This window comes from Achromobacter spanius (assembly GCF_003994415.1).
Lineage (GTDB): Bacteria > Pseudomonadota > Gammaproteobacteria > Burkholderiales > Burkholderiaceae_B > Achromobacter > Achromobacter spanius_C.
Genome location: NZ_CP034689.1, coordinates 2,621,905 through 2,648,133, shown reverse-complemented (window position 1 = coordinate 2,648,133; position 26,229 = coordinate 2,621,905). Strand labels below are relative to the sequence as shown.

The window sequence follows — 26,229 nt, the reverse complement described above, 5'->3', positions numbered from 1 at the left end:
TCTCCGAGGGGTTCAATGAAATTGGGCCGACAGCTCTTCGCTGACCCAGACTTTGGCGTCGATGCTGCCGACGCGCGACAACTGCAATTGGTATTGGTAGCGGTCGGGCCGATACAGGCCCTGCAAGAGCTGCACGGGGCGGTCGTTCACGTCGCGCACGACGCGGGTCACGGCCAGCAGCGCCGACCCCACCGACACATCCAGATGGCGCGCCACCTGCGCATCGGCCAGGCGCGCCGAAATGGTTTGCGTGGCGCCGCCAAACTCCACGCCGGCCGCTTCCAGCAGCATCAGCAAGGGTTCGCGTTCCAGGTCTTCACGCGTGAAGTCGGCCACGGCCTGCGGTACATACGTGGTGATGTGCGACAGCGGCCCGGCCTCGGTGCTGCGCACGCGCAGGCTCTTGTGGACCGGCGTGCCCACCGGAATGCCCAGCGATTCGGCCACCGTGGGCGGTGCGGACACCAGCGCGCTGTCCAACACCTGCACAGAGGTGCGCAGGCCCATGTTGACGATGTTCTCAAGCAGCCCGGTCAGGTGCGCCTTCTGCGACGCGTTGGCGGCGGGCGCGGCTTGCGCGTTGGACGCCGCCCGCAAAGGCCAGGTCCCCAAGCCAGGACGCCGCGACACCAGACCATCGGCCACCAGCATTTCCATGGCCTTGCGGATGGTGATGCGGGCCACGTCGAACTGCCCGGCCAGCGCGTGCTCGCCCGGCAAGCCGTCCTGGTCGAAACGGCCCTCTTGCAACTGCTCGCGCAGCACAAGGTAGATCTGGTGGTATTTCGGCAGAGGCAGTGTGGTTCCCATGCCGGAAACTCTAGGGGTGTCCTAATGTACCGTCAATGGAACAAATGACTGGAAGGGTTGTTCTATCGGGAAAACACTGACGGTCTGGACGGGATACCGCACCCGGCTAATTTCTGACACAATCCGTCTGAAATTAATAATTGGGGACGGCGACAGCCGCATTCGAAACCGGGCCAACGCCCACACCATCCAGGAAAGAGGAATGAAGAAGACAACGAAGCTGGCAATGTTGGTGCTTACCGCGGCATTGCTCGCGGGTTGCAAGACAACGGTCGAGACCGAGGTCAAGGTTTCGGATTTGCTTGATGCAACTTCCAAGCAGATCGCCGGCAATCTCCTGGTCGAAGTGCCGGCTTGCCAAAGTCATGAAGATTCCCGTCAGCCGTCGAAAATCCTGGTGGACGTGCAGCAAGCCGTACCGGGTATTTTTTCAGACGCGAAGTACGCGGAGTGCTTCCGCAAAGGCTTCGATTCCTATGCGCGGTTCTCCATGCCGATCGTTCTGACGAAGGGCAGTGACGGCAAGCTGGCTTCGCAATCGCACATCAACTTGGTGTCGAATGAACGCCAACTGCTGTCCGTCAGCGTGCCGGAGTCGATCAGGGCAAAGATCGACAGCACCCAAAAGAAGTCGCCCGTGGGCAAGCTAGATCTCAAATTCGAAATCAAGGTAAAGAACGACACAGGCGAGGCGCTCCCGTTTGCTGCGATCGCCGTGTTCGTCGACAAACAACCTGTCGTCTATGGCGTTTTGACGGTCAAGCCAGGACAGTCATTTGTTGTGGCGCTCTCTGACGTGTCCGCCAAGAGCGCAGTCCAATTCGGCAATGCGGTGGTTCTGGCGCACGCCCAGCAGTAGGCCGCCCGTGGATTACAGGACGACATCTGACAGGGTACGTGCCATGCCCATCACCTACCGATCCGCCATTGCCGACGACGCCGCCGCGTGCATCACGCTGCGCACCCAAACCCGCGAAAACGCGGTCACCGAAGCGGAACTTGCCGCCGCCGGTATCACGCGCGAAACCTGGGCGGCGGGTATCGACGCCGGTCTATACCCCGGCGTGGTCGCGATGGACGGCGACGTGCTGGCGGGCTATTGCTTCGCGCACCGTGATACCGGCGAGATCGTCGTGCTGGCCTTGCTGCCTGACTATGAAGGCCTGGGAGTGGGCAAGACGCTCTTGGGCATGGTGGTCGAGGCGCTACGCACGCGCGGATTCGCGCGTGCGTTCCTGGGTTGCGCCACGGATCCGGCGGTGCGGTCCTATGGGTTTTATCGGCACCTGGGATGGCGGTCCACAGGCACCTTCAATGACGCGGGCGACGAGGTGCTGGAGTATTTGTTTTGACGGCTGATCACTGAGGTGCGTACCGCACCCGCCGACACCCGCTGCTGAACTCGTCAGAACTTCCAGCGCACGTCCACCGACCCCGTGTGTTGACGGTTGCCACCTCCGAATTCCCCGCCGTAGCTCAGGCCCGCCGTCATGTTGCGCACCGCGACAAGGTCGGCGCCCAGTTCAATGCGGGCCGCGTCCCGCGCGATGGGCGCGCCCGCCACGGAAAACGAAGCCCCCTGGTCGAAAGCCAGCGTCTGCGTCGGCTGCAGGCTGCCATAGGCGTGGCGCCAGCCCAGCATGCCGCGCAGCACGATGGCGGATTGCGCGGGCGACCATTGGCCGCGCAGCCCCGCCAGCGTGCTGGTGCTGTCCTGCGTCTGGGCGCGGCCGGACAGGGCCGCGGATCCGCCCGATTCAGAGAAGCCACGCACGCGCAATTGGCTCCACGACAGGCCGACAAAGGGCTCTAGCGTGACGGTGGGCGCCACCGCCAGGGAATATCCCGCTTCGGCGAATAACTGCGTGGTGTTGCCGCTGTAGTTCGCTTTCAGCGTCTGGTCCAGGCTGCCGTAGCGAATCTGGCGGCGCGTGTCGATGTCGTGCCAGCTGTAGGCCGCGCCCGCCAGAACGTTCACGGCGCCCGCGCCCGTGGCAAAGGACTTGCCGCCGTAGATCGTTGCGGTGTAGCTCTGCGTCTTGGCGGTGGCCGAGCGCTGGTCAGGACTCAAGCGGGCATCCGTATAGCCGAAGGCGCCGCCGACGCGCCACCCCTGCCCTACGCCAACGTCGCCCCCCCACCACGACGCCGGTGCTGCTTTGATCCGCGCCCGGCGCGTTACCGTCGCCGCGCAGGCGTTGACGGTCTCCGATTACCTGCGCCCACAGCGGCGAGGCGCCGGACCGAGGCAGCATCGCGGCTGACGGTGGCGCGTCCGACATGCCAGCCTGCGCGCTGAACCCGCCCGACAGCATCGGCGCCGACAGGTTGGTGCGCAAGCGGGCCAATCCGGCCTGCGTGGTGAACGGCGCGGCGCTCATCAAACCAGACGCCACGCCAGCGTGCGTATCGCCGGACAATTGGTTCAGGGCTTGCAGCAACTGGCTGGCATCGCTGCTCAGCATGACGCTGCGCCAGACCTCATGGCTTTGCGGCAGGCTGTCGATGGCCGCCGCCACGGCGCGCTGGTTGGGCGTTTGCGCGGCGCTTGCCAGGCTGCGGTCGTTACGCGCCAGCGTCAGGGTCACGTCGTTGCCGTCATCGCCCGCCGTATTGACCGAGGCATCCAGGAACAGCAGGGGATTGTTCACCGCGGCGAACCCGCCCGCGACCGCGCCGGCGCTCTGCTTGGCAATCAAGGTGTAGGGGCCGGTGTCGGCGTTCCAGGCCGACGCGTCCGCGGGCGACAGGCGCAGGTCCAGGGTGGCACCCGTGATGTCGACTCCGCCCGCCACCACCACGCTGTCGTGCGTGGTGGGGGTGGCGTTGATGCGCAGCGTGCCGTGGTTGACGTAGTCGCCGGAAAAAGTCTGTGTGCCGATGCCGTCGCCGCCCGGCGCGTGCACGCCGCCCGCCAAGATAGTGGCCGACCCCAGGGTGCCGGCGCCCGCCAGCATGGCGCCCGACGCGACCTGCAGGGTGCCGCCCAGGCGGGCGTTCTCGGCCAGCGTCAGCCCTCCTGCCGACACGGTGGCCGTGCCGGTATAGGCGCTGCTATCCGAAGCCAGCGTCAACATGCCCGCCCCGATTTTGTTGAGCGCGCCCCCGCCGGACACGGCGCCTTGCAGGGTGAAAGCATTCGTCAGGTCAAGCGCGCCGCCCGCGGCGTCCAGCGTCAGGCCGCGCCCGGTGCCTGTATAGGCGGCATCGGCAATGCGCAGCGTGCCGCCGTTGAGCGTCACGCCGGTGCCGGCTGCGCCCAGGTTGGCGTCGTCGGACACCGCCAGCACGCCCGCGGAAACGGTGGTGCCGCCAGCGTAGGTGTTTGCGCCGTTGAGAACCAGCGTGCCGCCTTGAGTCTTGTCGATGCCGCCCGCGCCGGATATCACCGTATCGATCACGGCGGTCGCGCCGCCCAGGACCCGGAGTTCGCTGCCACCCGCGCGCGTTTCCAAAGCGCCGGTGCCGTTCAGGCGGTAGCCGTCGGCCACGAACTGCAGGCCTGCGAACGATTGCGTTCCTTGCACGCTTACCGTGCCGCCGCCCGTCGTCAGGAAGACGGCGTGATTGCCTGCCCACGCTTCGGGCACGGTGCCGCCGTCGTTCACCCAATTGGTGGCCGTGGCGTCCCAGGTGCCATTGCCTCCCGTCCAGGTCTGCAGGAGATTGCTGCCCGTGACGCCGACTCGCAGGTCCAGGTGGCCAGCCACTTCAGACACCAGGCGCACGTCGTACGCGGACAGCGAGGCCGGCATGGCGCCCATTTGCAGGCCGCTGCCGGTGAGTTGGCCGCCATAACTGATCAAGCGGTAATAACCCAACCCCGCGGTGCTGTCGGGGTCGCTCAGCGCCAGGGTGCCGTCCAGTTGCACGTCGCCATCAACCTGCAGATGGTCGCTGGCGCCTGGCGCCGAGGCATCGTTCCCCGGCGCGCCCAGCTCGTAGTCCAGCGTTGCGCCGGCGGCAAGCGTAAAGTTGCCCGCCACCCGCAAGCTGCCCAGCGAATTACCCGGCGCGATGACGCCGCCCGCGGTCACGGTAGTGGCGCCCACGGTGCCGCTGCCGCCCAACCGCGCGCCGTTGCCGACGGTGACGGCTGAGCTGGCGATGGAACCGTTCACCACCAACGAACCGGCGTCGATCTGGGTGGCGCCGGTATACGTGCTGGTGCCCGACAAAGTAAACGCGCCGGTGCCCTGCTTGAGCAATCCGCCAGACCCGTTGAGCGTGCCCGAGTACGTGGTGCTGGTGTTGTCGGCGCCCAGCGTCAGCGTGGCGCTGCCCAGTTGCACAGTGCCCGCACCTGACAGCGCGCCAAGCGACTGCCCATAGCCGTTGAGATTCAGCGTGGCGCCGGCGCTGACGTTCATGGCGCCACCGCCGAAAACCTGCGACGCGCCCGCCACCAAGGTGCCCGCCTGCACGGCGGTGCCGCCCGTATACGTGTTGGCCCCGGACAGCGTCAGTGTGCCCACGCCGGTTTTGCTCAGCCGGCCGCTGCCGTCCAGCACGGCGGAGATACCCACGTCGAAGCCGTTGGAATCCAGGAACATGCCGCCCGCGCCCAACGTGATGTCGCCCGCGCTGAAGCCCTGCAAGAGGTTCGCTTCCGAGGTGGCCGCGCGCAGCACGCCGCCATTGAAGTCGATCGTGCCTGTCGTGCTGCCGGCCTTCCTGACAACGGGCCCTGTCCGCAGAACGCCCCGTCCGTCAGCGTCAGAGCCATTGACCTGCAAGATCCCGCTGCCGTCGCCGAGCTCGATCTGCGCGACGCTCACCGTGGCTCCGTTCTGCACGACCACCGTGCCGGTCGTGCCTGCTTGATTGCCGATCACCAGCGCGGTATCGCTCGACCACACCGAGTTCGCGCCGGAGATCAGGGCGGACCCATCCGTGTAGGCGCCGACAAAGCTGCGCGCGGTGGACAACCTGGCGCCGTCCAGCACATGCAACTCGTTGGTCGCGTTAGCGCCCCCACCGACCGCGAAGTAGTTGGCCGACCACGTCGAATCCGCGCCCGTCACGATTGCGGTACCGCCGGAAGCAGAGCCGACCCACACATCATGGGACGTCATTTGTGCGCCGTTGCTTACGGTAATTTCCGCCTCGCCGGCCGAGCCGATGTACACGTCCGACGTCGCACTGCCCAAGCGCGCTAACGGGCCCGTCACTTCCATGGAACCGTTGCTGGCCAAGATCTGTCCTGCCGTGGTGGTCGCCCCCGTCAGCCGCAGCAGGCCTGTGCCCAACTTGACCAGCGAACCGGTGCCGCTCATGTCGTCCGCATACTCGACCGTGCCGCTTCTGCTGAAGGTGACCGACCAGTTGTTGACGATATCGCCGCTGATAGAGCCCGTGGCGCCGCCCGCGCCAATGTACAAGGGGCCCCCGGATACGGTCGTTCCGCCCGTATACGTGTTGGCGCCGGTAAGCGTCACACCACCGATGCCGTTGACCACCAGGGAACCAGAGCCTGTGATGTCCGAGGCCAGTTGGTAGGCCCCGGCCTGGTTGAAATTGATGGTTCCGTTATTGACCAGTGTGGTCAGGTTGGTGATCGCGCCGCCGATCGTGGCGTTGGCCGTGTCGCTTCCGATGTTAAGCGTGCCGTTGGCGTTGATGATGAACGCCCCGCCGCCCGCGAAGTTTGCCGTGCCCGGCCCCAGGTTCAACACGCCGGCTCCGCCGCCCGTTCCCCCGCCGACCACCAGCCGCGCCCCGTTGCCGAACGACAGGGTGGAATTGCCCTCCACGGTCACCGTGCCGCTGCCGCCTTGGCCACCTGCCTGCGAACCGCTCGCGCCCCCGCCCGACCCGCCGATCAGAAGCGTGTCAGCCACGGAAAGCGTGGCGTTCGTCAACGTCAGTGCGCCGGATCCGCCACTGCCACCGACGCCCGTCGCGCTGCTGCCTCCGCCCGCCCCGCCCACCAGCAGTGAATGGTTTACCGTCAAGGTCGCATTGCTGACGCCCAGGCTGCCTGCCACGCCATCACCGCCGGCCTCACCGTCGAAGCTGGCGCCACCGCCACCGCCACCAATGCCGACGTAGTCGTAGCTTGTCGAGATGCTGATGGTTCCCGAGCCAACCGCCTGGGCGCCCTGGCCTGCGGTACCCCCGGCAGACGTTCCGTCAGTTCCGACAATGTTGCCGCCGTCGCCGCCGGCACCGCCGTTGCCCAGGCCGCCGCCAGCACCCAGCGCGCCACCGCCACTGCCTCCACCGGCCGCGGGTGCCGCTGGACCGCCCGCGCCGCCACCACCGCCCACGCCGCTCTGTCCGCCCACGGTGCTCGACGCGCCACCGGCGCCGCCGCTGCTGCCTCCGGACGAGTCAGGGCTGGAGAGTCCATCGCCTCCGCGCTCCACTCCGCCTCCCGCGCCACCACCAACGGCATTCCCGCCGCCACCGCCGCCCCCGCCAATACCCCCGCCGCCGCCGCTACCGCCCGCCGACGCACCCGCCGACGTCACGCCGCCATTGCCGCCATTGCCCACAAGCAGGCTCTCCGCAAATGACGGGGTGGCAACAAGCGGCATGCAAGTGACGGCAGCAAGCGCCAGATAGCCGGGGCTAAGTTTCAGCTTGCGGACGGCAGAGGGGGTACGCATGGGCAATGTCTCGAGTGGGAGGGTTGGTGTTGACATAGGTACGGCTGGCGGGAATATTGCACAGCCTTCGGCCCGACCTGCCAGGGGCCGAGATGCTTGTTCAATCGGGGCTGACAATTCCGCGCGATGGAACGTGCGTGGATGGTCACAAAACCGTGAGCCGACTACCCCTGTTATCGGCGGGCGAATCCGAAAATTTAGGGGATGCCGCGGATTTTTTTGCGGCGTATTTCCCCATTCAGAAAGCTGCCCAGCTATTTACCCGAAATCACCCCAGCTGTTCAAGCCCAACCCAACAGGGAATAACCCCAACCGGGAATCGCTTCAGAAGACGGGCCATGACCGCACCTCGCTCGGCGTCAGAAACGCCGCTCATGCGCATGACAAGATCGCGCGCGAACTACCGTGTAAGCGCACAGGTGAGCGGAAAAGAACGCCGAGTTCGGCGTTTTGGGCCAATGTCGGATGGCGTTCAATGTGCTGCTAGTCACCCGGAACAATAGGTACAGCCATGAACAGAGTTGAACTGTCGACCATGGGCCTTGGCGCCTCGCTGGCGAAACAGGGGCGCGCCAGTGCGTCCAATGCCTCGTTTGCTGATGTGCTTGAAGAATCCCAGCGCAACACGGACCGATTCCAGATGGGTAAACCGCCTGTCCCACTGTCCGCCGCTGAACAGGATCTGCACAATTATGTGAGCATGTCCGCCGAAGAGCGTTTTTTTGAGATGACGCTACGGTCGCTAGGCATCTCAAAAGAAGAATATGAAGCGATGACGCCCGCGGAGAAGGAAGAAATTGCCCGACTCGTGCAAGAGCGCATCACTGAACGCGTCAAAGAGAATGCAAGCAGTGGGCGCGCATCGACTTTCGAGATTTTCTGAGCGCTCGTTGGGCTTGCTAGCCAAAGGAAGCTCTGGCTTTCGCGCATGACTGACGCATCAGCCAGAGCGGGAGCCAGCCCGTGCATCACGCAACCGACTGGCGCTCGCGGCCTCGTGTTTCAGCGGCGCCACACCCCGCCCAAATTTCTCGCGATACGCAGTCGGACTAGTCAGCACGATGCGCCGAAAGTGCCTGCGCATGGACTCCTCCGAGCCGAACCCTGCCAACTCGGCAATACGACCGATCGGCAAGGGCGTTTGCGCCTCAAGCATCTCACGGGCCACCGCCACACGTTCGCGCACCAACCATTCATACGGCGCCATGCCGGTAGCGTCATGAAATTGCCGTTGCAGCGTGCGCGGGCTCATGGCGGCGCGTTCCGCCAGAGCGCGCAGCGTGTGCGGCAAGGCGGGATGCTGGCGCATCCAGTCCATCAACTTCGTCAAACGCCCGCTGTCGTCGTGCGGCATGGGGCGCGGCACAAACTGCGCCTGGCCGCCTTCCCGGTGCGGCGCCACCACCAGCCGCTGCGCGACCCGGTTCGCCACGGCGCCGCCGTAATCGCGCCGCACCAGGTGCAGCAACATGTCCAGCCCCGCCGCCGAGCCCGCCGACGTGATGATCTGGCCTTCATCGATGTAGAGCGCATCCGGCTCAACCCGCACTTGCGGGTAACGACGCTGCAGCGTTTCGGCGTATCGCCAATGTGTGGTTACGGTCTTGCCGTCGAGCACGCCGGCCGCGGCCAGCACGAACACGCCGGAGCAGATCGAACATAGCCGCGCGCCGCGCTGGTATGCCATGCGGATTCGCTTGAGCAGCGCCTCGGGCGGCAATTCGTCGGCATCGCGCCAACCGGGCACCACGATCGTATCGGCGCGATCAAGCATCTTGAGCGTGTACGGCGCGGCGACCGTGATGCCGCCGGCGGCGCGCAGCGGGCCGGGCTCGCTTGCGCAGACGGCGAAACGATACCAATCGACCCCCAGCTCGGGGCGTTCCAGCGCGAAGAGTTCCGTCACGCACCCGAATTCGAAAGTACAAAGCCGGTCGTAAGCCAGCGCAACGACAAGATGATTAGCCATGGCGGGATCTTACCGAATAATGGCAATTACGCCACTACCGCGGATGGCCGCCAACCGCCAGAATGAGGCTACTGGATCGGTTTTCCAGGCACGTTATTCCCGAACCATTTCTACAGAGTCCAACCATGTCGACCCCCAACGCCGTCACCGCGATCCCGGCCGCCCACAGTGAAGCCGCGCTTGCCCACTTTCGCGCGGCAATGCAGTTCGAGACCGATTGTTCGGACGTAGCCAGCGCGCTTGCCAGCGACGCCCCCGGCTTCGTTCTGCTTGATGTCCGCAGCCCTGCCCTGTTCGCGCAAGGACACGTGCCGGGCGCGCTGAATCTGCCGCACGGCAAGATCGTGGAATCGAAACTCGTGAACTATCCCGTGGATACGCTCTTTGTCACGTACTGCGCCGGGCCGCACTGCAACGGTGCGACGCGTGGCGCAATGCGATTTGCCCAGTTGGGGCGGCCGGTGAAGGTGATGATCGGCGGAATCACCGGTTGGCTGGACGAGGGTTTCGACCTGGCGACGAGCGATGCGACGCATCGCAGTGAAGCCTCTCGACCTGGTCGATAATCGGGCATTCCTGCTTTTTCGCATGGAGCGGGACGGGCAGATGCGGCGATTCCGGAAGCCCGAGTTTCGAGCCGATATCGATGGCACCGACAAGAAGTGCAGCTGGGTTCAGATAACCAGATTGCGAAAAGCGTAATGTCACCGTAGCAAAATTGTCATCGCGGCCCCTTAGCATGTGAGCCTATTTGCCGCCTTGCGTCGGCCTGCGTTGACTCTCTTGCGATATGCCCTGTTTCGCCAAGGCTTTTCCCCCTGGTTACTCGTCGCCGCCGTGCACATTGGCCTGAGGCTCATGCGGAAAATTCTAGCGACTTTGGCCACCGGGGCTGCCATCGTCTCGTCGGCGTCGGCAGGCGCCGAGCTCTCGACCGTCCACGATCCTGTCTTGGCCTATGACCTGGACTGGCCACGCCAGCCGCTACATGATGCTTTGCAACGATATAGTCAGTTAACCGGAGACTCCGTGCTGTACGACAGTGGGCAGACGGCAGGAAAAATGGCGGCGGCGCTGTCCGGCCGCTATACCCCCCACGAGGCGCTGACAAGCATGCTGGCTGGTACCGAGCTGCAAGCCCGCTATACCGCCCCGAAAGCGCTGCTGCTGCAGCCTCGCACGCGCACCCCACCCGCCCCTGTGCCGCCAATTTCGCAAGCCGCCCGACAGCAATACTATGGGCTGCTGCAGACCCGGGTGCTGACCGCCCTGTGCTCCCGCCCGGCCTTGCGCACGGGCCAATACCGTGTCGCGTTACGCGTAGACCTGGATCAACAACATTCCCTGTCGAACGTGTTGGTCCACGCCACCGGCCGACCCGAGATGGAGGCAGCGTTGCGCGAGTCTCTCGCCGGCCTGCCCATCGGCGCCCCGCCGCCCGGCTTCGGCCTACCCGCTACCCTGCTGATCACACCCGAGGCTGCACGCCGCTATGGCGGTTGCGCGCCATGAGCGGTGCCGGTCTGGCCGCGCTTCGGCGCCTGATCGCCGAGCGCTACGACGCCATCAAGCATCAGGTGGCTCGCCGGTTGGGCGGCGCGTCCGACCTGGCGGGTGACGCGCTGCACGATGCCTATATGCGCTTGTCCGTGCGCGACGACCTGGACGCCATTCGCCACCCGCAGTCTTATCTGGTCAACACCGCCGTGCACGTGGCCATTGACCGCATCCGGCAGGATGTGCGCCTGCTCAGCGAAAGCGAGGTGAGTGAATTTTTCGACGTCGCGGATGCCAGCCCCGGGCCGGACGTGGTGATGCAGTCACGCTCGGACATGACGCAGATGTTCAAGGCCTTGGACGCGCTGACGCCCCGTCAGCGCGATATCTTGCTTGCCGCGCGCGTGGAAGGCCTGTCTCGGCCCGAGCTTGCCAAGCGCTGGGGCATATCGGTGCGGCTGGTGGGGCGTGAACTACAGACCGCGCATGAGCATTGCGTGCGGGCGATGGCTCGGACGGAGAAATAATTGCAAGAAAGTGTTCATTTCAGTCCGATGGGGTTCCGTTCCGGCTTCGTGAAAACGTCTAGATATCAGCACGGCAAAAATCGCGCCGCGCATGCGAAACAACCCTATGGATACCAACCTTAACCCGGGCCCTGTTCCCGACCCCGCCATCGAGCGCGAGGCCCATGCCTGGGCGCGCATGCTGGCGACCAATGCGCCCACCACGCGAGACGGCGACGCGTTCAAGGCATGGCGCGCCCAAAGCGCGGCGCACGAGCGCGCCTGGGTAAACGCCGCCCGCGCCTGGAACGAACTGGGCCACGCCGCGCACGCCTACAGGGCATGCAACCCAGCGCCCAACCCGGCCCGCCCCGCCACGGTCAAGCTGGGCAGAAGATGGTTCCTGGCGGGAGGGGCCGGCGCCTTCGCCAGCATGGCCGCGGTTGCGCTGCTGCGGCCACCTTTTGGTCTGTGGCCATCCTGGGCACAAGCCAATGCCGACTATCGCACCGTCACGGGCGAACAACGCAGCATCGAAATAGCGGGCCAGCACCTCGAACTGGATCTGAACACGCAGACCAGCATCAACGTATCGACGCGGGGCGACGAACCGCGCATTGAAGTGGTGTCTGGCGAAGCCGCGATCCGGGCCGCTCGAAGTCAACCCTGCGCGGTGCTCGCCGGGTCGGCGCGCATGCGCCTGTTCACCGGAGACGTCGAGGTACGCCGCCTGCATGACGACCGTGTTCACTTGCGCTGCAACAGTGGCCAGATTGAGCTGACGCATCCCAAAGCCACGATGCTGCTGACAGCGGGACAGCAACTCAGCTACGACGCCGATACGCTGGATGCGCCAACCGTCTTCACCCGGACGGTGTCGGATTGGCGTACCGGCATCGTCAGTTTTCACGACTTACCGCTGAACCTGGCAATAGACGAAATCAACCGATATCGTCCTGGGCGGGTGGTGCTGTTGAACGACGCGCTCGCGAAGCATCGATTAAGCGCGCGCTACGAGGTGAAGAACCTTGATCAGGCCATTGCGCAGATCCAGCAGTTGTACGGCGTGTCGGTTCGTCGCATGGGCGAAGTGGTGTTCTTAAGCTGACACCCCCCTGCGGGCCTGACGCCTGTCATAAAAAATTCACGGGGATTTCTGTGCCGAGCCCCAAGGCGTCGTTCGACTAGATGAGTAAGCGGGCACGGTGGCCATGTCACTGCCGCCCTTCATCGACATCCTTGAATCACGCCATGTCCTCGTCTACGTCCGCTACGCCTTTTGCCTCCTCTCGCCCGCAACACGTCCCCGCCCCCAAGGGTTCGCGCCATCCTGGCGGTGAGGCTGCCCGGCGCCTGAGCCCGCTGTCCCAGGCCCTTGCGGCCTTCGCTATCGCGGGCACCGCCAGCGGCGTGGCGCAGGCCCAGACGCGCGCGTTCAGCCCCGGCTGGTTTTCCGAGAAGAACGCGGTGCAGTCGACCGCGCAGCGCACTGGGCGCATGCCGGACGGCAGCTTTGCAGGCATCGGCAACAGCGCGCGCCAGCAGGCCCAATCACGTCAGCAACTGCGGAAATCACTGGAAAACCTGAACCGCACGGCCGCCGCCGTGGCCGCCCAGCAAGCGGCGCAGGCAGCCGCCCGCGCCGCCGCCGCGGCAGGCGGTGTGGACGTGCCGGACGGGCGGGTCGAAGGCGGCCTATGGGAAGCCCAGGGCGCGCAAGCCAAATGGGAAGGCGCCAAGGCGGCAACCTCGTCATCAAGCGGCGGCAGGCATACGGTCACGATCGAACAGACGAAGTCCCGCGCGATCCTGAACTGGGACACCTTCAACGTCGGCCGCAATACCACGCTGCAATTCAAGCAGGACGCCAGCGATGCCGTGCTGAACCGCGTTGTCGGCGCCAACGCCAGGCCCAGCCAGATCCAGGGCGCGATCAAAGCCGACGGCACCGTGCTGGTGGTGAACCAGAACGGCGTGATCTTCAGCGGCACCAGTCAGGTCAACGCCCGCAACCTGGTCGCCGCGGCCGCCACCATCACCGACGCGCAGTTCCGCGAAAAAGGCCTGTTCGTTGACACGGACGGCACGCAACCCACCTTCAAGGACGCGCTGGGCAGCGTGCTGGTGCAGCCCGGCGCGCGCATCGATACCGCCGCCCCCACCACCGCCACCAAGGGCGGCGGCTACGTGCTGCTGCTGGGCAGTGAAGTCCACAACGCCGGCACGCTCACCACCCCGCGCGGGCAGGCCGTGCTGGCCGCGGGCGACGATTTCGTTATTCGCCGCGGTTACGGCACCGACGGCAATCCCAGGTCCACCACCACGGGCGTCGAAATCAGCGCCACGCTGAAAACCGACAGCAAGGCAGGCCAGGTCCGCAACACCGGCCTGATCAGCGCGCCTGTCGGCGACATCACGATGACGGGCCATGCCGTGCGCCAGGACGGGGTGCTGGTCGCCACCACCGATATCACTGCGCGCGGCGCCATCCATCTGCTGAACCGGGCCAGCGATGCAGCAGGCAGCGTGACGCTGGGCGCGGGCAGCGTCACCGCCGTGCTGGTAGAGGCGTCCGCCCTGACCGGCCTGGACAGCCAGCGCCAGGCCGCGATCAAGACGGTGGACGGCTCGCCCACCAACAAGGCCACCGGCGCATTCGACAATCTGAGCACGGTCGCCGACCGCTTGGATCTGTCGCGCATCGAGGTGGTGACGGGCGACGTGGCGTCTTTCAAGGGCGGCTCGACCACCTTGGCCACTGGCGGGCAGATCGTCGTTTCAGCCAAAAGGCAGGCCGTGCTGGAGAACGGCGCGGAACTCGACGTGGCGGGCGCCATTGGCGTCAGCGTGTCGATGGAATCGAACAACCTGCAAATCAACGTGCAGGGCAACGAGCAGCGCGACGCGCCCGTCAACCGCGACAGCAAGCTGCTGAACAACAGCGATGTCTGGGTGGACCGCCGCACCCTGGTGAAAGTCGCCAGCGGCACCAATGGCTACAGCGGCGACCGCTGGTACACCAGCGGCGGTCTGCTGGAAGTGGGCGGGTATCTGGCCACCCGTGAACGTGGGGCCGGCGAATGGCTGGCGCAAGGCGGTACCGTGACCGTCACGGGCGGGGAATTGATCACCCGGGCCGGCTCCGACATCAACCTGTCGGGCGGCACGCTGGACGTGCAGGACGGCAACATCCGCCAAAGCTGGCTGCGCGGCGCCGATGGCCGCCTGTACGAAGTCTCGCGCGCGCCCGGCGACCTGCTCTACACCGGTCTGTACCGGGGATATGAAGATATCCATGCACGCTGGGGCGACAAGGCCACGCGCACCTTCTACAACCCCTTGATCGCCCCGAAATCGCGCTTTGAAAGCGGCTACACCGTGGGCCGCGATGCGGGGCAGCTAATCGTCTCCACTGGCGCCGCCCAGTTGGCGGGCACCTTGACGGGCGAGGTCTACCAGGGAGCGCGCCAGGTCGACGCACCGCAATGGGATATGGACGGCTACTACCAATCGCAAACGGCCGTCGCGCGCCGCGCGCAGTTGACCGTCGGGAGCTATACGCCGATCTTCGATGCCAGCGCCAACATGCTGGCCTGGACGCTGGGTGGGGTCGCCAAGCATGTGACGGCAGGCGCGGGCGCCGCCGCCGACGGCGAGATCCGGCTGGATGCGGCCTGGCTCAACGCCGCCAATCTGGGCGCGATCCGGCTGGCCGGAACCGAGGGGGTCGCGGTCGATCAGGCTTTGCACACGGCAACGGGTGCAAGCGTGGTTCTGTATGCGCCCCAGGTCGACATCAACGCCGGCATCAGCGCGGCGGGCGGCCGGATTCTGGCTGGCAACATCATAAAGCAATGGAACGCCAACGGCCGCAACGAAGACACGCCGGTGCTCGCGCCCGCCGACCGGCCCACCGGCGTGGCGGTCTCGGCAAACGCGGTACTGGACGCCGGCGGCCTGTGGACCAATGTGCTTGCCAACCCCGCCGCTTCCGGCGCACTGGCCTATCGCCAGGGCGGCACCGTATCGCTGCGCAGCACCCAGGGCGTAACACTGGCCCCGGGCAGCATCTTGGACGTGTCTGGCGGCGCAGCCATACTGGCCAATGGCAAGACCCTCGGCGGCAAGGGAGGCGACGTCACGCTGGCGGCGGGCTTTGATGCCGCGCTCAGCCACGAAGGGACGATTGCGGCACAGGGCGTGGACGGCGGCGGCAAGCTGTCTTTGCAGGCGGACAAGGTGCGCATCGTAGCGGCAGGTCAGGTGGCCGCGGCGATCGCCGACGCGGCGGGAAGCAGAGTCTCCGTCCTGGCCGACAACGCCTTCGACATGGGGTTCTCGCAATACGAAGTGATCGGCTTCCATGGCCTGGAGGTCGCGGACGGGGCGCAAGTCCGGGTCACGATGCCGGTCCAGCGCTACGCCTCCGGCGTGCGCGCCATCCAGGACAAGTCGCAAGCCCTGCAGACCTGGATGCCCGTGCTCTACCAGGAAAATCCGGCCAAAAGCCTGCTGACGCAACGCAAGGGCGCCAGCCTGGCGCTGCAGGCGGGATCCTCGTTGTCGACCGCCGCCGATTTGGCGACCACGGTTCTGCGCGTGGGCGACGGCGCCCTCGTCGAGGTGGACCCAGGGCAGAAGATCGATCTGGCCGGCATCGGGCAGATCACGCTGAACGGCACATTCAACGCGTGGGGCGGCGCTATCGCGGTCCGGGGGATACGACCCGGGTCCGCGGATGACGCCATCGCGGCCGGGCATGGCCGATCCATCTGGCTGGGCGAAACCGCCGTGCTGGACGTCGCGGGCCGCGCCGCCACCGCCTTCAACCACGACGGCCAGGCATATGGCCGCGTGCAGGACGGCGGCAGCATCGTGCTGGGCGGCCAGGTGGACGTGTCGCTGGGCGTCTCCCCGTCGCCCGACCTGTTCATCGTCTTGCGCCCCGGCAGCCGCCTGGACGCCTCGGGCAGCGCCGCCACGGTGCTGGTCAACGGCGCGCCAACGAGGTTGGCTGGCGCTGGCGGCAGCATCACCATCAGTTCCGGCAACGGCCTGTACCTGGATGGCCGCATGACCGCCCTTGCAGGCGGCGCGGGCGCGGCCGGCGGCACCCTGTCAATCGGCCTGGATGCACCGGTCTACCGCACGGCGGCGATGGCAGCCCGAGTGAACCAAGGACGTGACCTGCTCCTGTCGCAACAGGCCTTGCCCGACGAGCTTGCCGACTTTGCCGACCCGGAGGCCGCGGCCGACGAACTGGTCTATGGGCGCGGCGCCATCAGTGTGGCGCAAGTGCGGGACGGGGGGTTCGGCAGCCTGAACCTGCTGAGCAACGGCGCCATCAGCTTTGCGGGCGACGTCGACCTGCGCATGGGTCAAAGCCTGCGCCTGTTCAGCACGTCGCTCAACATGACGGAAGCCGCCCCCTCCACGGCCCAGGTGCGGTTGGCCGCCCCCTATGTGATGCTGGCGGGGGCCACCGACAACGGCGCGCCCGACTTATACACCCGCCCGACATCCTCGCGCCCGCCCTCCACTCGCGTCAGCGAATCCGCCTTCATCGCGGATGCCGGATTCATCGATATCCGCGACATGGTCGTGCTGGGCGCGCTGACCACGCAGCGGGCGCCGAACGGCGATGTCAGCTACGTCGGCACGGGCTTCACCCAGACCGACCTGCGCAGCCAGGGCGACATCCGTGTGCTGGGCGGCCGGGGCACGCAGGTCGCGCTGGCGAACCAGCCCTACACCACGCAGCTTGCTGCCCCGGGCAATCTCAGCCTGACCGCCGCGCAGATCTATCCGGACACGGGAGCGGTGACGCGGATCGTGGCCGGCCCGAACGGCACGCGCGACGGCGTCATCGGCTACGAAGCGGACCGCACGCTTACCATCCGCCGCAATAGCGACGCCCTTCCCCCGCTTCCGTACAGCGCGTTCGGCAAGCTGCGCTTAGCCGCCGACATCATCGACCAGGGCGGCGTGGTGCGCGCGCCGCTCGGAATGCTGGAAGTGGGGGTCGCGGATACCACCGGCACCACCTCCCGCGTCAATCTGCTGCCAGGCAGCGTCACGTCCGTCAGTGGCCGGGGCTGGTCATGCCCTACGGCGGCACCGTCGACGGCGTGACCTATCAATACGCCGGGCAGAACATCGTGTTGACCGGCGCAGGCGCCGCCACGATCGGCGGCGAATTAAGCAGCGGTATCCAGCTGGCGGGCGAAGAGGTTCGGGTAGGCAGCAACGCTATGCTCGACCTGTCCGGCGGTGGTCAATTGCTGGGGGCCGCTTTCGTGACGGGCCGGGGAGGTTCCACCGACGCCCGATTCAACCCGCTGGTGCAGATCAATGCCAAGGGTGCTGGCTTCACCCTGCCGGGCCTGGCAAGCAACCCGGTCTACGCGCTGGTGCCCGGCATGCAGGCGCCCGTGGCCCCCACCACGCCCGACGGGCGCCAGCATTCGCCGCAGATCGGTCAGCAAGTCACGGTGGGGAGCGGCGTGCCCGGCCTGCCCGCCGGCACCTATACGCTGATGCCATCCACCTATGCCCTGATGCCGGGCGCGTTCCGCGTGGAAGTCAACGGCCTGGCGGCGGGCGTGCCCGCTTCAGGCGCGATACCGCTGCGCAACGGCTCCTGGTCCATTGCGGGCAACGTCGGCACGGCCGGCACAAACCTCGCCACGGCGGCGCCCAAGCAGTTGTTGATCACGTCCGGCGACGTCCTGCGCCAGTACTCGCAATACAACGAGATGGACTACGCAGCCTTCGTGCAGGCCGACGGCGTGCGCCGCGGCGTTCCGCGCGCCATGCTGCCCGCCGACGCGCGCACATTGCGGGCTTATCTGGCGGGCGGCGCCCAGGGCCAGGCCTTTTCGTTCGCGGGCCAGGTCGACTTTTCCGCCGCCACAGCCGGCTACGGCGGCACGTTCGCCGTCTCGTCCAGCGATACCAAGGCGGGGCATCTAGAGGTCACCGCCCCGGGCGCGGGGCGCAGCGCAGGCTTCGAGGGCTTATCCCTGGATTCCGGCCAGCTCAGCGCGCTTGGCGCGCCCCGCCTGGTGCTGGGCGCCGTCCCCTATGTGGACTACACCAACAACAGCAACACCGTCGACTTCGGCTACGCCCGCACGCACTTCTTATCCGTGGCGCTGCGCGAGGGCGCGTCGCTCTCAGCGGCCGAAGTCTTCCTGGTGACCAGCGGTCTGACCACCGGCATCACCGTTGAACGGGGGGCATCCATCAACACCATCGGTCGCGGCAAGGCGCCTTTTGATTCCACTGCCGGCTACACCTATGGGGCATCCGCCAGCAGTTTCCTGGCCCTGTCCAACGGTTGGATCAACATGCTTCCGCCCACCGCGGACCAGGAACCCAAAGGCGCCGGCCCTATCCGCATCGGCGTGTGCGGTGTTACCTGCGCCGGTGAATCCCTGCTGTACACCGAGGGCACGCTGGCCGCCGTCACCAACAAGACCTTCGACCTGGGCAGCGCCGCCAGCTACGGCGCGCGCTACCTGACGCTGGCGGTAGGCGCCATCAACGCCGGCAGCGAACAGGCCCTGGCGGCGGCAGCCGCGCGCGGCGCGCTTGGCGCAGGGCTTAGCCTGGACCAGACGCTGCTGAATCGCCTGATGGCGGGCGACCAGCGCTTTGGCGCGCCGGCGCTTGAGATGCTGAACCTGGCCGTCAGCGACTCGTTCAACTTCTTCGAAACCGTCACGCTGGACACGACCGATCCCGCCACCGGCAAGTCGCGCCTGCAAACGCTGGCGCTGACGGCCCCGGCCATCTACGGCTATGGCCAAGCGGGCGACGTGGCCACGCTGCGCGCGGGCAACCTGATCTGGAACGGATCGGTCACGCCGCCCGTCGGCGTAATCGATAACGGGGCGGGCACCGGCAGCGGCACGCTGAATATCCAGGCCGAGCGCATCGAATTCGGCTATGGCCCCTACACTCAGCCGCTGGGCGAACTGGACAATGCCCGTCTGGCCTTGGGTTTTGCCAACGTCAACCTGAGCGCCAGCGACCGCATCACCGCCAATCATCAAGGCAGCCTGGCCGTGTACCAGTCCCGGGGCGCTTTCGATACCGCCTCCGGTTGGGGCTACAGCGGTGGCACATTGAACATGGAGGCTCCCCTTCTGACGGGTGAATCCGGTTCCATCAACCGAATCAAGGCCGGCACCGCGATCAACTTCAGCAGTCCGCTGGCAGTGGCATCCGTTCCCCAGGGGCTCGGGATGGGCGCGGAACTGGCGCTGGACGCCGGCGCGCTGAACATCAACGGCCGCATCACCCTGCCCACGGGCAAGCTGAGCGCAATCGCGGACAACGCCTTGATCCTGGGGCCCGGCGCGCATCTGGACGTAGCTGGCCGGCCCGTGCCATTCGACGACATCACAAAATACAGCTGGGGAGGCGACGTCAGCCTCCACAGCCGGCAAGGCGACATCACGCAAGCGGCGGGCAGCATCATCGATGTCTCCGCCCAATACAACCGCGCCGGGCGCCTGACCGCCGTGGCGCTGGCCGACGACGCTGGCCGCGTGGACCTGCAAGGCCGCATTCTGGGCATGGCTTCGGGCAGGTATGACGCGGGCGGCACCCTGGTCCCCTACGCCTTTGGCGAAGTGGATATCCGAGCGCAGCAAGTGGACTTCGCGGCGCTGAACCAACGCCTGAACGAGGGCCAGGTCTTCGGCGGGCGCAGCCTTCAGCTCAAGCGCGGCAACCTTGCCATCGGCGACGAGGTACGTGCCCGAAATGTGAATATCTCGGTCGATGCCGGCAGCCTGACCGTGACCGGCCGCATTGACGCCAGTGGCGACGGTGCCGGCAGCATCCGGCTGGCGGCGCGCGATGGCCTGCGCCTGGCGTCCACCGCCGCACTGGATGCGCACAGCACAACACTGCGCGTGGACAGCTACGGCAAGATCATTGACGCACCCAACCGCGCCATCGTGGAACTGAATTCGGGCAATGGCCTGTTGCGAATGGACGCAGGCGCGGTCATCGATTTGCGCGCCGGCACGGGCGCGCCCCGCAACGACGGCCTGCCGCGAGGCACGCTGGCGCTGAATGCGCCGCGTCTGGGCGGCGCGACCGGCGGCGACATCAACATCGATGCGCGCGGGCCGCTGGACATCCGCGGCGCGCGCAGCATCGCGGTCAACGGGGTCTGGGTCTATACGGACGCAACACCCGGGACCGAAACCACGGCGGACGGCAAGCCCTACCAGGTCATCGACCAGGCCTACCTGAATCGCCTGCACGACGACAGCGTCGACTTCATTGACCGGGCTCGGTCCAACAGCAACCTGGTCAACGGCAAGCTGGCCGGCCTGCTCGCCTATGGCGACGCCCTGCACCTGCGCCCCGGCGTCGAGATCCGCAGCGCCACCGCGGACGGCAACCTGGTGGTGCAAGGCGATCTGGACCTGTCCGGCTTCCGCTATGCCAGCCTGAACCCGCATACGCCGCTGCGACCGGGCGTCTACGGCTCGGGGGAAGTGGGCAATCTGGTCATCCGCGCAGGCGGCGACTTGCAGATCCACGGCAGCATCAACGACGGCTTCGCCCCGCCTCCTGAGGTCAAGCAGGACTTGAACGGCTGGCGCCTGCTGCCGGGCCGGGACTTCACTGGCGGCGACATGATCACGCCCCATGCCGGCGTGGTGCTGGCCGCCGGTACTGCGTTCCCGGTCGGCGCCATACTGAATTACGACTTGATGCTGCAAGGCGGCATGCTTGCCGAAAATTCCGTATTGCCCGTTACTGCCCCCTTGGCCCGGGAGTTGATACTTCCCGCGGGCACGGTGCTATCGGCGCCCATCTTCAACCCGGACGGCACGGTGGCGCACGCAGCCGGCACCGTGCTGCACCAAGCGTTGACACTGCCCCCCGGCATGGCCCTGGCGGCAGGCACGCGCTTATCAAGTAGCGCCTTCCTTGGCGCCGTCACCTGGCCTGCCGGCATTCCCCTGCCCGCCAACGCGAACCTGGCCGCCGCGGTCACCCTGCCGCGCGGCGCGCTGATCCCGTCGGGCACGAACGTGATGCTGGAACCCGGGGTGGAATACGTGGATCTGCGCCCGCGCGTCGACGGCGCCCAGGGCCAGGTGTGGGCCGTGGCGCCCATGCTGCCTGAAGGTTCGCAATCGTGGTCTATGCGGCTTGCGGGCGGCGCTGATCTGGGCGCGGCCGATACACGCATCACGCAGTACGCCACGAAGGTCGGGCTTCAGCGTGGGGACCTGGTGCTGGCCGACAGCCACTACGGCATGTATGGCTTTGATGGCCCCGGCAACTTCGTCTGGACGCAGTTGGTCGCCGACGACCTCGGCATGCCGGAGTTGGTGGGGCAGGTCATCGAGGACGATTTCACCCGCGACATGTTCGGCTATCCGAGTGCCGGCGCCCTGTGCGCCGACCTCCCCGAGTACTGCGCCTCAAGCGGCGCGAACAACTACATCCCCGCGCCCGCCACCCCGCGCTTCAGCGTGTTGCGTACCGGCACCGGCGACCTGGATCTGCTGGCGGGCGGCAGCTTGCGCATGCAGTCGCTGTATGGCGTCTACACCGCGGGCACGTCATCCACGGGCACCTACGCGGGCGACCCCTACAACCAGCCGCGCCTGATCAATTCCGACGACACGGTGCTGCGCGACCCGAGCAAGGGCTTTGAAGCCTTTGTGGACGGCGGTCCGCAAAGCGTCTACCGCGCCTGGTATCCGGATGGCGGTGGCAACGTGACGCTGCGTGCCGGCGTCAGCCTGACCGGCGATCTGATGACGGCATCCGTGGCTTCGTACGGGCGGCCATTGACCCGCTCGACCGGCTACTCCTCCGACCTGGTCGGAAACTGGCTGTGGCGCCAGGGCAGCGGCGACGCGGCGATAGGCCAGGCACAGCCCACCGCATGGTGGCTGAACTTCGGCACCTATACCTCCAGCGCGCCAGACCAAGCCGATGAATTGCGCGGCTTCACCGGCTTCGGCACACTGGGCGGCGGCAACCTGGACATCGACGTGCGCGGCGACGCCGGCATCATCACTTCGCACCCCATCAGTTACCAGGAACGCCAGATCAACCCGCGCAGCCAGGCCTTGACGCTGGCCGTGGCCAGCACGGGCCGCGTGATGGCCGACGGCACATTGGCGCTGACCGGTGGCGGCGACCTCATCCTGCGGGTCGGCGGCAGCTTGAACCCTGCGCTGCCCAGCTTCTATGAAGCCCCGGGCGCGGTCACCAACCTGCGCGGCCAGACGCTGCTGCAAGCCGCCTCGATGGGCCGGATGGACCCGATCTACAACCTTCGGGCGGCACGCGACACGCGCGCGCTGGACCGCTTCCAGGCCAGCACCTACGAGCCCGCGGGGGCATTGACGCTGACGCCGGGAGACAGCGCTTTCCAGGTGCAAAGCTTGGGCGCCCTCGTCATCCAGACCGCCAGGGACCCCGGCCGCGTCCTCCTGCCCGTGTCCATGCCGTACACACAGGCCGATGGCACGCTGGGCGTTTACGGATCCGACAGTTGGTTTTCGCTATGGACGCCCAATACCGCCATCGATCTGTTCAGCGCGGGCGGCGACGTGGCGCCGGCATTCAGGGCCGGCATCGACAACGATGGCATCGTCATCTACCCCTCGCAGTTCTCAGCAGTCGCCGCTCATGGAGATATCCGGTACGACAATCCGGTCGCCCTCGCGCCCGGCGCCCTGTCCCGCCTGGACCTGCTGGCCGGTCAATCCATTTATGGTGGCGACGCCCCCTTTGGACGCACCAGCGCCGATCCCGGCGCGTTGGCATCCATCGACCGGCCGGCCTTTGCCGGAAAGGTAAAGGCCGCCCAAAGCAGCAGCATCATCTGGGGCCCCACCACCCTATCGCCCGACGGCGCCTATCGGGACAACGTACTGTTCGCCTTCGGGTCGTTGACGGCCGCCACGTCGGACGTCATGGCGCCCTCGCGCTTTTATGCCAGGGACGGCGACCTTGTCGGCGTCAGTAGCGGCCGGCATATCCGGCTGGCGAACATCGGCAATGTCCTGACCGGCACCGACTGGTACGCCGCGGGCGGCCCAGTGCGCATGATCGCCGGCCGGGACATCGTCGGCAGCGGCAGCCCGCTGGGGGCAACCGATTCGCTATCCGGTCCGATCCCGTATCAATACACCGACAATCTTTTCGTGCATGGCGATGCGAACGACGTGTCCGTGGTGCAAGCCGGCCGCGACATCCTTTACGGCAGCTTCACCGTGGCCGGCCCTGGCACGCTGGAAATCAGCGCGGGCCGCAACATCCTGATGGAAGACAAGGCGGCGGTCGTCAGCCTGGGCCCTGTCGTGACCGGCGATACCCGTCCAGGCGCCAGCATCGTGCTGCAAGCGGGGCTCGGTGCGCAGGGCGGCGACTACGCCGGCTTGCTACGTCACTACCTCGATGGGGGCGTCGCCGATCCCGGCCTGCCGCTGACCGACCAAGGCAAGCCGTTCAAGACCTATGAAGCCGAACTGCTGCTTTGGCTGACGCAGGCCTATGGATTTGCCGGCAGCATGGATGACGCCCGCGCCTTTTTCGATGCGCTGCCGCCAGCGCAGCAGCGCGTGTTCGCGCGTCAGGTCTACTTCGCCGAACTCCGTGCCGGCGGCCGCGAATTCAACGACCGGAGCAGCCCGCGCGAAGGCAGCTATTTGCGCGGCCGGCAAGCCATTGCCGCGCTGTTCCCGTCCCTGAGCACGACGGGGCAGACGCAACGCTACGAAGGCAGCATCACCCTGTACGGGGGCGCCGGCCTGCAAACCCGCAGCGGCGGCAACGTCCAGGTTCTGACGCCCGGCGGTGCGCAGGTCTACGGCGTGGAAGGCGCGGCGCCGCCCGCCACCGCGGGCGTGCTGACCCAAGGTAGCGGCGACATCCAGCTGTATGCGCAGGACAGCATTCTGCTGGGACAAAGCCGAGTCATGACGACTTTCGGCGGTGACATCCTGGCCTGGTCCGCGCAAGGCGACATCAACGCGGGACGCGGTTCCAAGACCACGGTGGTCTACACCCCGCCCCGCCGGCTATACGACAGCGTAGGCAACATCACGCTGTCTTCCGCCGCGCCGTCCAGCGGCGCCGGCATTGCCACCCTGGCGCCGTTGGCGGAAGTGCCCGCCGGCGACGTGGATCTGTACGCACCGTTGGGCACCATTGATGCGGGGGAAGCGGGCATCCGCGTGTCGGGCAACGTCAACATTGCCGCGCAATCCGTGCTGAACGCCGCCAACATCAAGACGCAAGGAGACAGCGTCGGCATCCCGCTCGCCGCTACCGTCAACACCGGCGCACTTACGTCAGCCAGCACGGCGGCAACCTCGGCGGTCAACGCCGCCCAGGAATCCGTGCAACGCAACCAGGACCGCGCGCGTCAAGGCCAACCCTCCATCATCAACGTGCAGATCCTGGGCTTTGGAGAGGAGCCGCTATCTGGCGCCGCACCGCCGCTCCAGCGTGACAGCCGATCCGATAACGCCTCGGCATATCGACCGAACAATATGGTGCAGGTCGTCGGCAACGGAGCACTTACGTCGGCGCAACTCGAAAAGTTGAGCCCTGAGGAGAGGACCGCGTTTGGACTGTAGTTGGCGCGCCATGACATTGACGGGCAAGACCCGCAAACGGAAGGGCTGAGCGTCGCGAGCTAGCCTTCCCTGCTTTGCGAAAGGACCATTTGGTCCGGCACGGCCACCTGAGCCGTGCCGGGCGACGGCTGGAATAGTCGCTGCCGCTTTCCCAACGCACAAGCGCCGTTGCTGCCAACTCCGCAGCCACCCGTGGTGGTCGCGGTAGAGCAAGCCCAGGTTGCGGTGCTTCAGAAATTCCAAGGACGACATGGCGGCACCGCCCCGTGCGAGGGAAAATGCGGCAGCACATCGGCGGCCAGTTCCTCCAACACCTCGGATGCCGGGCGCTGCGAAAACTGTATCCCCAGGGCGGCGTGGTTCACGCCCGCCGCCTGCCACGCTTCCAGCAGCGCCATCAGGCCCTTGCGCCCCGTGCGCAGGACATAACCGCCGTGCAACGGCGTGCGCGGATGGTCGGGGTCGTCCACCAGATCTATCCATTCGTTGGTCATGTGCGGACGGAATGCACCACCAGGAATAAGGTCCCGCCAGGCACGGATTTTTTCGGCCAGATGCTGAGGGCCTGTGGGCGTATGGGTTGCGTTTGGGTACGTCAGCCAACCGTCCGCGTGCTCGGCAATCCACGCGAGCGACTGGCCGGACGAGCCCGTCACCATCATCGGAATCGCACCCGCGACGGGCTTGGGCAGGAACTCGGCGCCCTTGAAGCGCCCCAGCGGGGAATCGATGGCCAACAGCCCGGCCTGCATAAGCTGACGCATGTAGCTGAGCGCGTGGGCGAAACGCTCTGCCCGATCCCCGTGTTCCAGCCCATAAGCCGGGAATTCAATCGGCCTGTCACCAGACGCCACGCCCATCACCAGGCGGCCGCCAGACAACTGATCAATCGTTGTGGCGGCTTTGGCCAGATCGATGGGATGCCGCAAAGAGATAACGGCACTGCCCGTCGCCAGCGCCACATGCTTCGTTCGCGCGGCCAGGTAGGCCAGATAGGTGAAAGGGTCGAACACCTGTCCGGCATCCCCAAAGGACGGATCGAACAGGGGCACGTCACGGACCCACACGGCGGCGAAGCCCTGCCTGTCGATCTGGCTGACCAGGTCGGCCTGGCCGGCAAGCACCTTCATGTCGCCCGCGTAGTTGCGCAGTGGCAGGAAGATGCCGACGGTCAATTTATCCGGCGCGAACATGCGACGGTA

Annotated in this window: 14 protein-coding genes; 9 read left to right on the top strand and 5 right to left on the bottom strand. The window is 66.5% G+C overall.

The window, feature by feature from the left end; genetic code table 11:
• Positions 1-12: 12 nt before the first annotated feature.
• Positions 13-810, bottom strand: coding sequence for a GntR family transcriptional regulator (locus ELS24_RS12260; RefSeq protein WP_050449011.1), 798 nt, complete (start codon positions 808-810; stop codon positions 13-15).
• 202 nt (positions 811-1,012) lie between these two features.
• Here ELS24_RS12260 and ELS24_RS12255 point away from each other — a divergent pair, with 202 nt between their 5' ends.
• Together ELS24_RS12255 and ELS24_RS12250 are read left to right on the top strand one after the other, a co-directional pair.
• A complete protein-coding gene (locus ELS24_RS12255) occupies positions 1,013-1,669 on the top strand; it encodes a DUF7424 family protein (protein WP_050449012.1) in 657 nt (218 codons plus the stop codon).
• Positions 1,670-1,712: 43 nt separating this feature from the next.
• A complete protein-coding gene (locus ELS24_RS12250; protein WP_127184276.1) occupies positions 1,713-2,162 on the top strand; it encodes a GNAT family N-acetyltransferase in 450 nt (149 codons plus the stop codon).
• A 53-nt stretch (positions 2,163-2,215) separates the two neighbouring features.
• Here ELS24_RS12250 and ELS24_RS12245 read toward each other — a convergent pair whose 3' ends face one another.
• Both ELS24_RS12245 and ELS24_RS12240 read right to left on the bottom strand, forming a co-directional pair.
• Positions 2,216-2,974 (bottom strand): autotransporter outer membrane beta-barrel domain-containing protein, encoded by a 759-nt coding sequence (locus tag ELS24_RS12245; RefSeq protein ID WP_127184275.1) that lies wholly within the window; start codon positions 2,972-2,974, stop codon positions 2,216-2,218.
• Positions 2,871-7,421 carry a beta strand repeat-containing protein gene (locus tag ELS24_RS12240; protein ID WP_164741244.1) on the bottom strand — a complete coding sequence of 1,517 codons (4,551 nt, stop codon included), beginning with the start codon at positions 7,419-7,421 and terminating at the stop codon, positions 2,871-2,873. Before ELS24_RS12240 ends, ELS24_RS12245 begins: the two co-directional genes overlap by 104 nt.
• 511 nt (positions 7,422-7,932) lie before the next feature.
• Between ELS24_RS12240 and ELS24_RS12230 the strand changes: the two genes are divergently transcribed.
• The gene (locus ELS24_RS12230) at positions 7,933-8,304 is read left to right on the top strand and encodes a hypothetical protein (RefSeq protein WP_127184273.1); all 372 of its coding nucleotides are present in this window, start codon (positions 7,933-7,935) and stop codon (positions 8,302-8,304) included.
• A 57-nt stretch (positions 8,305-8,361) separates the two neighbouring features.
• Here the strand turns inward: ELS24_RS12230 and ftrA are convergent, their stop codons facing one another.
• A complete protein-coding gene (ftrA, locus tag ELS24_RS12225; RefSeq protein ID WP_240669496.1) occupies positions 8,362-9,390 on the bottom strand; it encodes a transcriptional regulator FtrA in 1,029 nt (342 codons plus the stop codon).
• Between the two features lie 125 nt (positions 9,391-9,515).
• Here ftrA and ELS24_RS12220 point away from each other — a divergent pair, with 125 nt between their 5' ends.
• From ELS24_RS12220 to ELS24_RS31065, 6 genes are all read left to right on the top strand, one after another.
• Positions 9,516-9,956, top strand: a complete 441-nt coding sequence (locus ELS24_RS12220; RefSeq protein WP_127184272.1) for a rhodanese-like domain-containing protein — start codon at positions 9,516-9,518, stop codon at positions 9,954-9,956.
• 292 nt (positions 9,957-10,248) lie between these two features.
• The gene (locus tag ELS24_RS12215; protein ID WP_127184271.1) at positions 10,249-10,902 is read left to right on the top strand and encodes an STN domain-containing protein; all 654 of its coding nucleotides are present in this window, start codon (positions 10,249-10,251) and stop codon (positions 10,900-10,902) included.
• Entirely contained in the window at positions 10,899-11,414 is a 516-nt protein-coding gene (locus tag ELS24_RS12210; protein ID WP_050450442.1) for an RNA polymerase sigma factor, read from the top strand. The genes ELS24_RS12215 and ELS24_RS12210 overlap by 4 nt, the downstream gene beginning before the upstream one ends.
• 106 nt (positions 11,415-11,520) lie before the next feature.
• A complete protein-coding gene (locus ELS24_RS12205; RefSeq protein WP_127184270.1) occupies positions 11,521-12,501 on the top strand; it encodes a FecR family protein in 981 nt (326 codons plus the stop codon).
• 143 nt (positions 12,502-12,644) lie between these two features.
• Entirely contained in the window at positions 12,645-17,525 is a 4,881-nt protein-coding gene (locus ELS24_RS31070; RefSeq protein ID WP_205736965.1) for a filamentous hemagglutinin N-terminal domain-containing protein, read from the top strand.
• Complete coding sequence (locus ELS24_RS31065; RefSeq protein ID WP_205737023.1) at positions 17,495-25,027, top strand: filamentous haemagglutinin family protein; 7,533 nt, start codon at positions 17,495-17,497, stop codon at positions 25,025-25,027. The genes ELS24_RS31070 and ELS24_RS31065 overlap by 31 nt, the downstream gene beginning before the upstream one ends.
• Positions 25,028-25,257: 230 nt before the next feature.
• On the opposite strand, the gene ELS24_RS12190 is transcribed toward ELS24_RS31065, so the two are convergent.
• Positions 25,258-26,220, bottom strand: coding sequence for an LLM class oxidoreductase (locus tag ELS24_RS12190; protein ID WP_127186312.1), 963 nt, complete (start codon positions 26,218-26,220; stop codon positions 25,258-25,260).
• Positions 26,221-26,229: the final 9 nt, after the last annotated feature.